Origin of the sequence: Burkholderia crassaminum (genome assembly GCF_964265005.1) — a bacterium.
Taxonomy (GTDB): Bacteria; Pseudomonadota; Gammaproteobacteria; order Burkholderiales; family Burkholderiaceae; genus Burkholderia.
Map to the genome: position 1 here is coordinate 1,952,410 of NZ_OZ183800.1, position 12,661 is coordinate 1,965,070.

Annotated in this window: 10 protein-coding genes; 4 read left to right on the forward strand and 6 right to left on the reverse strand. The window is 67.8% G+C overall.

Features of this window, described 5'->3' with window-relative positions; genetic code table 11:
* Positions 1-65 precede the first annotated feature (65 nt).
* Positions 66-1,061 (forward strand): arabinose ABC transporter substrate-binding protein, encoded by a 996-nt coding sequence (locus tag ACPTTF_RS25775; protein WP_423368754.1) that lies wholly within the window; start codon positions 66-68, stop codon positions 1,059-1,061.
* Positions 1,062-1,080: 19 nt separating this feature from the next.
* Entirely contained in the window at positions 1,081-1,845 is a 765-nt protein-coding gene (locus tag ACPTTF_RS25780) for an SDR family oxidoreductase (RefSeq protein ID WP_423368755.1), read from the forward strand.
* A 75-nt stretch (positions 1,846-1,920) separates the two neighbouring features.
* Here ACPTTF_RS25780 and ACPTTF_RS25785 read toward each other — a convergent pair whose 3' ends face one another.
* The 4 genes from ACPTTF_RS25785 to ACPTTF_RS25800 all read right to left on the reverse strand — a co-directional run bounded on the left by ACPTTF_RS25785 (position 1,921) and on the right by ACPTTF_RS25800 (position 7,773).
* Positions 1,921-3,639, reverse strand: coding sequence for a cation:proton antiporter (locus ACPTTF_RS25785; RefSeq protein ID WP_166953061.1), 1,719 nt, complete (start codon positions 3,637-3,639; stop codon positions 1,921-1,923).
* A gap of 209 nt (positions 3,640-3,848) precedes the next feature.
* Positions 3,849-5,261 (reverse strand): c-type cytochrome, encoded by a 1,413-nt coding sequence (locus ACPTTF_RS25790; RefSeq protein ID WP_423368756.1) that lies wholly within the window; start codon positions 5,259-5,261, stop codon positions 3,849-3,851.
* Positions 5,258-7,036: a GMC family oxidoreductase gene (locus ACPTTF_RS25795; protein WP_166953065.1), complete on the reverse strand. Its 1,779-nt coding sequence runs from the start codon at positions 7,034-7,036 to the stop codon at positions 5,258-5,260. Before ACPTTF_RS25795 ends, ACPTTF_RS25790 begins: the two co-directional genes overlap by 4 nt.
* Entirely contained in the window at positions 7,036-7,773 is a 738-nt protein-coding gene (locus tag ACPTTF_RS25800; protein WP_166953067.1) for a gluconate 2-dehydrogenase subunit 3 family protein, read from the reverse strand. Before ACPTTF_RS25800 ends, ACPTTF_RS25795 begins: the two co-directional genes overlap by 1 nt.
* Positions 7,774-8,376: 603 nt before the next feature.
* Between ACPTTF_RS25800 and ACPTTF_RS25805 the strand changes: the two genes are divergently transcribed.
* Complete coding sequence (locus tag ACPTTF_RS25805) at positions 8,377-8,961, forward strand: RNA 2'-phosphotransferase (RefSeq protein ID WP_423368757.1); 585 nt, start codon at positions 8,377-8,379, stop codon at positions 8,959-8,961.
* 9 nt (positions 8,962-8,970) lie between these two features.
* Here the strand turns inward: ACPTTF_RS25805 and ACPTTF_RS25810 are convergent, their stop codons facing one another.
* Positions 8,971-9,387, reverse strand: a complete 417-nt coding sequence (locus ACPTTF_RS25810; protein ID WP_166953071.1) for a DUF3995 domain-containing protein — start codon at positions 9,385-9,387, stop codon at positions 8,971-8,973.
* 331 nt (positions 9,388-9,718) lie between these two features.
* Here ACPTTF_RS25810 and ald point away from each other — a divergent pair, with 331 nt between their 5' ends.
* Positions 9,719-10,834, forward strand: coding sequence for an alanine dehydrogenase (gene ald / locus ACPTTF_RS25815; RefSeq protein ID WP_423368758.1), 1,116 nt, complete (start codon positions 9,719-9,721; stop codon positions 10,832-10,834).
* A gap of 47 nt (positions 10,835-10,881) precedes the next feature.
* On the opposite strand, the gene polX is transcribed toward ald, so the two are convergent.
* Positions 10,882-12,648, reverse strand: coding sequence for a DNA polymerase/3'-5' exonuclease PolX (polX, locus tag ACPTTF_RS25820; RefSeq protein ID WP_423368759.1), 1,767 nt, complete (start codon positions 12,646-12,648; stop codon positions 10,882-10,884).
* Positions 12,649-12,661: the final 13 nt, after the last annotated feature.

Genomic DNA, 12,661 nt, shown 5'->3' on the forward strand with positions numbered 1-12,661 from the left:
CTACAATTTTTCCGCGCCCCGGGCAGCCCTGCCTGGGTGCGCGACTACAAAATGGAGAGAGACGCATGCGATTCCACTGGAAGACGCTCGCACCGGCCATCGCGAGTGCTGTGCTGGCCGGCGGGCTGCCCGCCCATGCCGCCGACCCCGCCGACGTGAAAATCGGCTTCCTCGTCAAACAGCCGGACGACCCGTGGTTCCAGGACGAATGGCGCTTCGCCGAGCAAGCGGCGAAGGAAAAGCATTTCACGCTGATCAAGATCGCGACGCCGAGCGGCGAAAAGGTATCGACCGCACTCGACAGCCTCGCCGCGCAAAAGGCGCAGGGCGTGATCATCTGCGCGCCCGACGTGAAGCTCGGCCCCGGCATCGCGGCGAAGGCGAAGCATGCGGGGATCAAGCTGATGTCGGTCGACGACCAGCTCGTCGACGGCCGCGGCGCACCGCTTCAGGGCGTGCCGCACATGGGCATCTCCGCGTACAAGATCGGCCAGCAGGTCGGCCAGGCAATCGCGGACGAAACGAAGCGGCTCGGCTGGAATCCGGCCGAGGTCGGCATCATCCGGATCGCATACGACCAGTTGCCGACCGCGAAGGAGCGCACGACAGGCGCGGTCGATGCGCTCAAGGCCGCCGGTTTCCCGGCCGCGAACGTGATCGACGCACCCGAAATGACGGCCGACACCGAAGGTGCGTTCAACGCGGCGAACATCGCGCTCACCAAGCATGCGAATTTCAAGCGCTGGGTCGCGTTCGGCTCGAACGACGACACGACGGTCGGCGCGGTGCGCGCGGCCGAGGGGCGCGGCATCGGCGCGGACGCGATGGTCGCGGTCGGCATCAACGGCAGCCAGGTCGCGCTCAACGAATTCGTTAAGCCGAAACCGACGGGCTTCTACGGCTCGATCCTGCTGAATCCGCGCCAGCACGGCTACCAGACGAGCATCAACATGTACGACTGGATCACGAAGAACCAGGCGCCGCCGCCGCTCGTGCTGACGTCCGGCACGCTGATCACGCGCGACAACGAAAAGCAGGCACGCGCCGCGCTCGGCCTGTGAGCCGGCACAAGGAGCCGACATGACACGCACCACCCTCGTGACGGGCGCCGCCGGCGGCATCGGCCAAGCGCTGTGCCGCACCTTCCTCGCTGCCGGCGACCGCGTGCTCGCGCTCGATCGCGACCGCGCGGCGCTCGACCGCTTCATCGATACGCTCGGCGACGCGCGCGTGACGCCGGTTGTCGACGACCTGACCGACGCCGAGCGGCTGCGTTCGATGCTCGAATCGCATCCGCAAGCCGACGTGCTCGTCGCAAACGCGGGCACGGCCGCGTCGACCACCTTGCGCAACACGACACCCGCCACCTGGCGCACGGATCTCGATGCGAACCTGACGGCCACCTACCTGAGCGTCGAAGCCGTGCTGCCCGGCATGCGCGCGCGCGGGCGCGGCGCGATTGCGATCATCGGTTCGGTCAACGGCGTGCATGCGCTCGGACATCCGGCGTACAGCGCGGCGAAGGCCGGGCTGATCAGCTACACGAAATCGCTCGCGATCGAATACGGCCGCGACGGCGTGCGCGCGAACATCGTGTTGCCGGGCACCGTGAAGACGCCTGCGTGGGAAGCACGCGTGCAGCGCAATCCGCAGGTGTTCGAGCAATTGAGGAAGTGGTATCCGCTCGACGATTTCGCGACACCCGACGACGTCGCGCAGGCCGCGCTGTTCCTGTGCTCGCCGGCGGCGCGGATCATCACGGGCGTCGCGCTGCCCGTCGACGGCGGCCTGCTGGCCGGCAATCGCGTGATGGCGCAGGAGCTGACGCTCGAGACGTTCTACTGAAACTGAAGTGCGCAGGGCCGGCGGCCGCCCGGGCCGCCGCGCCCTGCCTGGAGCGCGGCGCGATGCCGCGCGCCGTCAATGCGCAGCGGCCGCGACCGGCTTCACCATCCTGCCGAGCACGTGCTCGGTCATCCCGCGCGCGAGTTCGGACTCGCCCATGAACACGGTGCCGATGCCCTCGTTCGACAACAGCGCGGCCTCGTCGCCGCTGTTCGTGCACAGCACGACCTCGAGCGCCGGGTTGAGCGTGCGCGAGATCTCGACGATCTGCCGCACATCGAACACGTCGGGCAGCGTGACGACCAGCATCCCGGCCCGCGCGATATGCGCCTGCACGAGCACGATCGGCTCGATCGCATCGCCCGACACGGCCGCGACACCTTCCGCGCGCAGCTTCTCGACGAGCTCGCGGTTCTGCTCGACGACGACATACGCGATCCCGCGCTCGTCCAGCGCATGCGCGATCCGCGTGCCGACCTTGCCGTAGCCGACGATCACGACCTGCCCGGTGAGGTGCGTCTGCGGCGTCGACATCGGCAGCGCGGCGAGCGGATCGTCGCGCGCCTCGAGCTTGCGCGCGAACGCCGAATGCTTGCGGATCCACACGAGCGCCGGATCGATCATCGCGAACAGCAGCGTGTTCATCGCGATCGAGATCAGCGCGACCGCCAGAATCAGGCTCTGCCCCTCGGCCGACAGCAGCCCGAGCGCGCGGCCGAGCCCCGCGAGGATGAACGAGAACTCGCCGATCTGCGCGAGGCCCGCGCCGACCGTCAGTGCGGTGTTCAGCGGATAGCGGAACGCGATCACGAGCGCGACCGCGGCGAGCGTCTTGCCGATCACCACGATCGCCGCGACCTCGATCACGTGCAACGGCTCCGCGAGCAGGATCTTCGGGTCGAACAGCATCCCGACCGAAATGAAGAACAGCACCGAGAACGCGTCGCGCAACGGCAGCGTCTCGTCGGCCGCGCGCCGGCTGAATTCCGACTCGCGCATCATCATCCCGGCGAAGAACGCGCCGAGCGCGAACGACACGTCGAACAGCTTCGCCGCGCCGAACGCGATGCCGACCGCGGCCGCGATCATGCACAGCGTGAACAGCTCGCGCGAGCCGGTGCGCGCGACGAGCCACAGAATGCGCGGAAACACGCGCTTGCCGACCACCAGCATCAATGCGATGAACGCCGCGACCTTCAGCATCGTGACGCCGAGCGTGCCCCACACGCTGCCGCCGGCCGCGTGCGCGTCGCCGGGCGGCGTGCCGCCGAGCAGCCCCGCGACGGGCGGCAGCAGCACGAGCACGAGCACCATCACGAGATCCTCGACGACGAGCCAGCCGACCGCGATGCGCCCATTGACCGACTCGACGAGCCCACGCCCTTCGAGCGCACGCAGCAGCACGACGGTACTCGCCACCGACAGCGCGAGCCCGAACACGAGCGCCGCCCCGACGCTCCAGCCCCAGGTGAGCGCGAGCCCGCCGCCGAGCAGCGTGGCCACCGTAATCTGGACAATGGCTCCCGGCAGCGCGATCTTGCGCACCGCGAGCAGATCGCCGAGCGAGAAATGCAGGCCGACGCCGAACATCAGCAGCATCACGCCCACTTCGGCGAGCTGCTGCGCGAGCGACAGGTCGCCGACAAAGCCGGGCGTGCCGGGGCCGATCACGATCCCGGCGAGCAGATAGCCGACGAGCGGCGGCATTTTCAGCAGCGACGCGAAGTAACCGAAAATCATCGCGAGACCGAAACCGGCCGCGAGCAACGCAATCAGGCTGACGTCATGAGGCATCCCCCCTCCCGAGTTCTTGTAACTATTTAGTAAGGTTCAAGATCGAAAGGATAAGGGATGAGGCGGAAGAATGGCGCGCCGCCGCGAAAATTTCACGCGGTGGCGCGCCGTTGCGGGGTGCAACCCCGGCGAAACGAAAGGCGCCGCGCGGATCGCGGCGACGCCTTGAAGCCCATCGGACAGGCGGGGCCGGCACCCCGCCGCCCCCGTCAGCGCGACGCTTGCGGGAACCGCGCGCCCGGCGGCGGTTCGGGCCGGGTCGACGGCACGCTCTTGCGCACCTTCGCGACCTGCGCGGCCGTCACCGGCGCACCGGTGTTGCCCCAGCTCGTGCGCACGAAGTTCGACACGTCCGCAACTTCCTGGTCCGACAGGCGCCAGCCGAACGGCGGCATCGTGAAGTTCGACGGCGCGGTACGCGTACCCTGCAGCGCGCTGCCTTCCAGCACGACGTGGATCAGCGAGGTCGGATCGTCGCCCTGCACGACCGGGTTGCCGGCGAGCGCCGGGAACACGCGCGTGTAGCCGTGGCCGTCGCTGCGGTGGCAGGCCGTGCAGTTGTCGCGATAGACGGCCGCGCCGGGCTTGCTCGCGTCGCCGGCCTGCAGCGCCTTGGCAGCGGCCGCGTCGTACACGTGCGGCTGCTCGCCCTGCACGCGCGGCGGCAGCGTCTTCAGGTAGCGTGCGATTGCGTTGAGGTCGTCGTCGGTCATGTGCTGCATGCTGTGGCCGACCACGTCCGTCATCCCGCCGAATGCAGCCGTGCGCAGCGTGCGGCCCGTCTTCAGGAACTGCACGATCTCGGCTTCGTTCCACGTGCCGAGGCCCGTGCGCGGCTCGCCGCGCAGGCTCGTCGGCACCCAGCCGTCGATCGCCGCGCCGCCGGCCAGGAAGTCCAGGCCGTCCGCGTCGGTCAGCCCGCGCTCCTGCATGGTCGGCGCGCGCGGCGTGTGGCATGCGCCGCAGTGGCCGAGACCCTGCACGAGATACGCGCCGCGCGCGACCACCGGATCGGTGTACGGCGCCGCATCGAACGGCTTCGGCGTCGGCGCGAACATCTTGCGCCAGATCCCGAGCGGCCAGCGCATCGACAGCGGCCACACGATGTCGACCGCACGGTTCTCGTGCTCGACGGGCGCGACGCCGTGCATGAAGTACGCGTACAGCGCCTTCATGTCGTCGTCGGTCAGGCGCGCGTAGGACGGGAACGGCATGGCCGGATACATCGTGTCGCCGTTCTTGCGCACACCCTCGCGCACCGCGCGCGTGAAGTCCTCGTAAGTCCAGCCGCCGAGGCCCGTTTTCGGATCCGGCGTGATGTTCGTCGAGTAGATGCCGCCGATCGGCGTGTCGAATTTCAGCCCGCCCGCGAACGGCTTGCCGCCGCTCGCGGTGTGGCATGCGATGCAGTCGCCTGCCCGCGCGAGGTATTCGCCTCGCTTGATCAGGTTCGCGTCGGCGGATTGCGCCGCGGGTGCGGCCGCCGGGCCGGAAGCCGCCGCGGGCACGGCAGGCTGCGCAAACGCCGTCGAGCCCGCGAAGCCGAGCGCGGCCCAGGCCGCACCGGCCGCCAGCGCGCGCAACATCCGGCGCGCGACGTTGTGGTTCATCGTCCTCTTCATACGGTCACCAGCGGGGCGGGATTTTTCAGGTATTGCTCGCGGATCGCACGTGCCGACCAGTAGGCCAGCGCCGCGATGATCCCGGTCGGGTTGTAGCCGATGCCCTGCGGCAGCGCCGATGCGCCCATCACGAACACGTTGTGCACGTCCCAGCACTGCAGGTAGCGGTTCAGCACGCTCGTCTTCGGGTCGGTGCCCATGATCGCGCCGCCGACGAGGTGGGTTGTCTGGTACGCGCGCGAATCGAAGTGCTTGCCGAACTCGCGCGTCGACACGCCGATCGCCTTCGGCCCCATCGCTTCCGCGATCTTCTTCATCTGCCCGGTCACGTACTGCGCCATCTTGATGTCGTTGTCCTTCCAGTCGAAGGTCATCCGCAACAGCGGCTGGCCATACGAATCGCGATAGGTCGGATCGAGGTCGAGATACACGTCGCGGTACGACATGTTCGAGCCGTGCGCGTCCATCGAGATCGTGTGCGCGTAGTAATCCTTGACGGACTTCTTCCACGCCGAGCCCCACTGCGGCGTGCCGGCCGGCGTCGCGATACCGCTGATCGGCTTCACGCCGGCCTGGTTCACCCACAGCGGCGAGCCGCCGACGAAGCCGAGCGGGCCGTGGTCGAAGTTGTCCGCGTTGAAATCGTCCACCGCGACGCCGTTTCCGCCCGCGCCGATGAACGGATTCGTATAGGTGTCCTTGTCGAAGAATGCCTTGATCGTCGACAGGTTCTGGTACGCGAAATTGCGGCCCACCACGCCTTCGCCCGAGATCGGGTCGTACGGCTTGCCGATGCCCGACAGCAGCAGCAGGTGCACGTTGTGGTACTGGAACGCGGCCACGATCACGAGATCGGCCGGCTGGTGCACTTCACGCCCGGCCGGGTCGACGTAGGTCACGCCCGTCGCGCGCTTCTTCGTATCGTCGAGGTCGACGCGCAGTACGTGGCACTTCGAGCGCAGCTCGAAGTTCGGCGCCTGCTTCAGCGCAGGCAGGATGTTCAGGTTCGGCGATGCCTTCGAGTACATGTAGCACGCGTAACCGCTGCAGTAGCCGCAGAAGTTGCACGGGCCCATCTGCACGCCGTACGGGTTCGTGTACGGGCCCGACGTGTTCGCCGACGGCAGCCGGTACGGATGCAGGCCGAGCGACTTCGCGGCATCCGAGAAGCGCTGCGCCGAATACGTATTGAGCTGCGCGGGCAGCGGGAAGTTGTCGCTGCGATTCGCTTCGAACACGTTGCCGTCGCCGACCACCTTGCCGCCGACCTTGTACGCCTGCCCCGACGTGCCGAACACCTTCTCGGCGAAATCGAAATGCGGCTCGAGCTCCTCGTAGGTCACGCCCGTGTCCTGGATCGTCATCCCTTCGGGGATGAACTTCTTGCCGTAGCGCTCTTCATAGTGGCTGCGCAGGCGCAGCTCTTCCGGCGTGATCCGGAAATGCACGCCCGACCAGTGCAGACCCGCGCCGCCCACGCCCTCACCCGGCAGGAACGCGGCGAGCTGCCGGTACGGCAGCGCGGTGTCCTGCAGGCCGTGGCGGATCGACACGGTCGTCTTCGACAAATCGAGGAACAGCTTCTTGCGGACGTTGTAGGTCAGCTCGTCGATCGTGTTCGGATACGCGCCGTCCGGATAGGTGTCGCGATACTCGCCGCGCTCGAGCGCGACCACGTTCAAGCCCGCTTCGGTCAGTTCCTTCGCAAGAATCGCGCCGGTCCAGCCGAAGCCGACGATCACCGCATCGACATGCGGTTTTTTCTCTGCGGCCATCAGCTGCGCTCCCCGTTGATCGAGACCGGGCCGTACGGATACGGCTTGCCGTTCTGGTTGACGAAATCCATGAAGTCCGCGCGCGCGCCCGGAAAACCGATCATCTTCCACGCCGCCATGTCGTGATTGCCGCCATGCACCGGATCGCAGAAATAGCCTTCGCGTGCGTTCTGCAGCAACTGGCCGAAGAACACGCCGGGCGGCACGTCGTCGATCTGAGCGCCGCCTTTCTCCAGCGCGCCGAGCACGGTGTCGCGGGTCGGCGCGTCGAGATCCGCGAACGCCTTGCCGTGGGTCTTCTCGCAATAGCGGTTGACCGCCGCGATACCGAGCCGGTAGATGTCGCGCGGCACCAGCTTCAGCTGGTAGCCGAGCTCGGGCACGCCCTGCTGGAACGGCCCCTGCATGTACCAGGTCGCGCCGTGCGCATACGGCGTCTCCATCTGGCGGTCGATGAATTCGGGCACGCCCGATTCGAGCGCGCCGGGGCCTTCGGCGTCGGCCGGAATCAGCCGGTCGACGGCGGCCTGGACGAACGCCCATTCCTTCGCATCGAAGAAGGTCGGCTTGTACGGGGCGCGTTCGGCGCTGGCCGATGCACCGGGCGCGTTGCCGGTCGTCGCGGAAGGCGACGACGAACGCAGGTCGCAGCCGGCGACCGACGCGATCGGCACGAGCGCGACCGACGTGCGCAGGAAACGGCGGCGCGAGTTGGGTTTGTCAGGTGGCGTGGACATGGTCGGATGTTGATCGTTGGGGATCTCGGGGCCCGGACGCGCGCACTCCGCATGCGGCGTGTCCGGCATGGCAGCCTTGCCGCACGCGGCTGGCCGTCCTGTTCTTTCGTCTGTTGCGAACAACCTCGATGCAGGCGTCGCCCGTGCAATGCGCGGCAGCGCCTTCATGCGGCCGCGCATCGCGCCGGCTCAGGCTGCGTTGCACGGTTCGGCTTCTTTGTGAGCCTTATCGTCTGACAAATACCGGCATCTGCCCGCATCTGCCCCTCATCGCTCATGACCCTCATTCAACTTAGACGCCGCGTTTGCCGACGGCAAGCGCGATGTGCACGACCCTCTTTCGGGCCCGGCGACAAGTGCCGCGAATTATATATGGAACCGGTTCCATAAAGAGATACACCAATGCAATTCAATGCATCGAAAATCGCAACAATTGAAAAGTCCGGAAGCCGGAACGCACAAGGACCGCGCGATTACCACCCTGCGCAGGTGTCAGGTAGAGGATTGTTGTGTGCCGAGTCTCGCCGAAGGCTGTCTCTTTCCAGCCACGCGGTGCACCCGGGGGTGCCGGTTTGCATCGCGCTCTGGTAGCCTCCGCGTCTCATGAGACAACAGAAAAATGAACTGCCGGCGCCCGAGGCGACCCGCATCAGCCGAACCCTCAGCTACCTGTTGCGCCACGCGCCGGAAACGATCGGGCTGCAGCTCGACCCGGAAGGCTGGGCCGACATCGACGAACTGATCGCCGGCCTCGCCCGCCAGGGGCACCCGATCGATCGCGCGACGCTCGAAACCGTCTGCGCGACCAACGACAAGCAGCGCTTCGCCCTCTCCGACGACGGCCGGCGCATCCGTGCGGTACAAGGCCATTCGACGCCCGTGGTGCAGCGCAGCTATCCGGCCGCGCAGCCGCCCGAGCGCCTCTATCACGGCACCGCAACACGTTTCCTGGATTCGATTCGGGCGCAAGGGCTGAAACCCGGCGCCCGTCATCACGTGCATCTGTCGCCGGACATCCGGACGGCGCTGGCCGTCGGCACGCGCTACGGCGTGCCCGTGATTCTCGAGGTCGATGCGCAGCGCATGCATCGGCAAGGCCACACGTTCTTCGTCGCCGAAAACGGCGTCTGGCTGACGGACACCGTGCCGGCGGAATACCTTACGGAGCTGGACGGGCCAGCGCGCTGAGACGCGCGTTCACCACGGCCAGAACATCGACGCGATGGACAGCGCCAGCGCCGCGCAAAGCGGCGAATAGTACAACGTGTCCATCCGTGCGAAACGCGACCCGCGTATCCGCTTGAAGAAGCCGACGTACCGGAAATCGCCGACGGCCCGCACCGCGAAGATCAGTGCGAACGCAACGACCGCGAACGAGATCGTGCCGGGATACGGGTTCGGCCCCAGCCAGCCGGCACGCGCGGCAACCACGCATGCGCCGCCCAGCAATGCCGCCGCGACGGCAAGCGTGCCGACGGCGGTCGGCCGCAGCAGCGGCTTGCCGTCCTGCTCCGGAATGGCCGCACGCTTGCCGCGCCGCCCGCCCAACGCCCAGTAGACGTGAATGAGCGCGATTGCGCAAAGCGTCGGCACGCTGAAATACGCTCCGGTCATGTCCGTAAGTGCCCTCGTCTCGTTGTGTCGTTATCTCGATGTGTTGCCGGCCAAGGTCCGGCACGCGGCCCCGGGCCACGGCACACGTGACGATACCGAAACCCGGCAACACGTGCATTGCGACGTCCGGTCGCAACCTGCCACAACGCATGCTGCAACGCAGTGCGCGCACAAGCGCGCGCGGGCCGCCCGCTTGACTTCCCTCCGTGCGCTACTACCCTGTTATTCCAGTACTGCGGTCGATCCGCGCCTGCGCGATCGGCCGCACGTGCATCGTTCGCCGCATTGCGCACCTGCACGACAACGATAACGAAGGCCATGGAGGCGACTCATGCTGATCGGTGTGCCGAAGGAGATCAAGAACCACGAATACCGTGTCGGCCTCACGCCGGCCGGCGCGCGCGAACTGACGCGGCACGGCCATCGCGTGCTGGTGCAGCGTGGCGCGGGCACGGCGATCGGCCTGCTCGACAACGACTACACGGCCGCGGGCGCATCGCTTTGCGACGGTGCCGACGAAGTCTTCGCGCGCGCCGACATGATCATCAAGGTCAAGGAGCCGCAGCCGGTGGAATGCGCGATGTTGCGGCGCGGGCAGATTCTCTACACCTACCTGCATCTCGCGCCCGATCCCGAACAGGCAGCCGCGCTCGTGAAGTCCGGTGCCGTCTGCATCGCCTACGAAACCGTGACGGGCCCGGGCGGCGGCCTGCCGCTGCTCGCACCGATGAGCGAGGTGGCCGGGCGCATGTCGATCCAGGTCGCGGCGACCCACCTCGAAAGCCCGCGCGGCGGGCGTGGCTTGCTGATGGCCGGTGTGCCCGGCGTGCCGGCCGCGCACGTCGTCGTGCTCGGCGCAGGCGTGGTGGGCACCGGCGCGCTGCAGATGGCGGTCGGCCTCGGCGCGCGTGTCACCGTGCTCGACACCAACGTGAACCGGCTGCGCCAGCTCGACCTCGTGTTCGCCAACCGGATCGCGACCGTCTGCTCGAACGCGCACACGATCGACGAAGCCGTGCGCGATGCCGACGTCGTGATCGGCGCCGTGCTCGTGCCGGGCGCATCGGCGCCGCGGCTCGTCACGCGTGACATGATCGCGACGATGCGCACGGGGGCGGTCGTCGTCGATGTCGCGATCGACCAGGGCGGATGCTTCGAAACCTCGCATGCGACGACGCACGCGGACCCGACCTTCGTCGTCGACGGCGTCGTGCACTACTGCGTCGCGAACATGCCCGGCGCGGTCGCGCGCACGTCGACCTTCGCGCTGAACAATGCGACGCTCGTGCATGCGCTCGCGCTCGCCGACAAGGGCTGGAAGCAGGCAATGACCGACGATCCGCATCTGCGCGCGGGCCTGAACGTGTGCGACGGGCACATCACGTACGAAGCGGTCGCGCTGGCGCTCGGCCTGCCCTATGTGCCGGCGGCAGGCGTGCTGGCATGACGTGACCGCATTCACGCACGGCCGGCGGCACACGCCGCCGGCCGCGTTCACGTTCCTTTCGATCCGCTGCGCTTGGTCGTGCCGCTTGCGCCCATCGTGCGTGCGAGCAGCGGCCTCAATTGCGCAAGCGTGCGCGTATTCAGCACGTCGGGCCGCGTCAGCCAGCCGCGTCGCGCCTGGTCGACGCCGTATGCCAGATTGTCGAGTTCGTCCGTGCTGCACGCATCCGAGCCGATCGCCACCGGCACGCCGGCCTTCGCGGCCTCGCGGCACCAGATGTCCGGCAGGTCGAGCCGCCGCGGCTGTGCATCGAGTTCGACGAAACAGCCGCGCGCCGCGGCGTGCGCGATCACGCGCGGCACATCGAGTTCGCATGCTTCGCGCTCGCCCAGCACGCGGCCCGTCGGGTGCGCGAGAATCGTGAAATGCGGGTGGTCCATCGCGCGCAACATGCGTGTGGTCTGCGCTTCGCGCGACAACTCGAAACCGTCGCGCACCGCACCGATCACGAGATCGAGCCGGCCGAGCATCGCGTCGGACACGTCGAGGCTGCCGTCCTCGCGAATACCGGCCTCTACCCCCTTGAGCAGCACGAAATCGTCGAACGATGCGTTGAGGCGATCGATCTCGTCGAGTTGCCGGTCAAGCCAGTCGAAGCCGGTGCGGCCGCTGCCGGCATCCGGTGCCCGGTCGGTGATGGCCAGGTACGCGAACCCGCGTGCGCGGGCCGCATCGGCCATCGCACGCAGGCTGTCGCGGCCGGCCGATGCGTCGGTATGCGCATGCAGGTCGCCGTGGAGATGCTTGCGCTCGACCAGCGCCGGCAGCGTGCCCGCGCGCGCTGCGTCGATCTCGCCGCGATCCTCGCGCAATTCCGGCGGGACTTCGTGCAACCCTATCGCAGCGTAGACCGACGCCTCGGTCACGCCGGCAATCCGTTCGTCGCCGCGAAACACGCCATATTCGTTGATCTTCAGCCCGCCGGCCTGCGCGATCCTGCGCAACGCGATGTTGTGCGCCTTCGATCCGGTGAAGTAGACGAGCGCCGCGCCGAACGCGTCGGCATCGACGACACGCAAATCGACCTGCAACCCGCTGGCGAGCACGACGCTCGACTTCGTCTTGCCGTGCGCAAGCACGCGCGCCACCTCGCCGTAGCCGACGAACGCTTCGGCGACGGCCACCGGATCGCGTGCGGTAACAAGGATGTCGAGATCGCCGACCGTCTCGCGGCGGCGGCGGAAACTGCCGGCCGGCACGGCCTTGCCGACGCCGGCAATCGCGCGCAGGCGTTCAAGCAGCGGCAGCAGCGCGTGTGCGGCATCCGGCAGCAGGAAGCGTTGGGGGTCGCGCTGCAGCCGGTCGTCGATCGCTTCGAGCAGATGCGCTTCGGTTTTCGCGCCGAAGCCCGGCAATTCGCGCACGTGCCCGTTCTTCGCTTCCGCGCGCAGCTGCTCGAGCGAATCGACGTGCAGCGCGTCATGCAGCGCCTTCACGCGTTTCGCGCCGAGCCCCGGCACGTCGAGCAGTTCGACGATCGCGCCCGGCAGCGCGTGGCGCAGCGTTTGCTGCAGTTCGCAGGTGCCGGTCGCGGCGATCTCGCGCAGCTTCGACGCGAGGTCGGGCCCGATCGACGGAATCTTCCCGAGATCGTCGCCGTTCGCGATCATCGTCGGGATATCGCGCCCGTAGTCGGCGATCGTGCGCGCGGCGTTGCGGTAGGCACGCACCCTGAATGGATTGGCGCCCTGGATTTCGAGCATGTCGGCGATCTCGGCGAACACGGCCGCACACCCGGCATTGTTGATCGGCATGATCGGCGTGGCT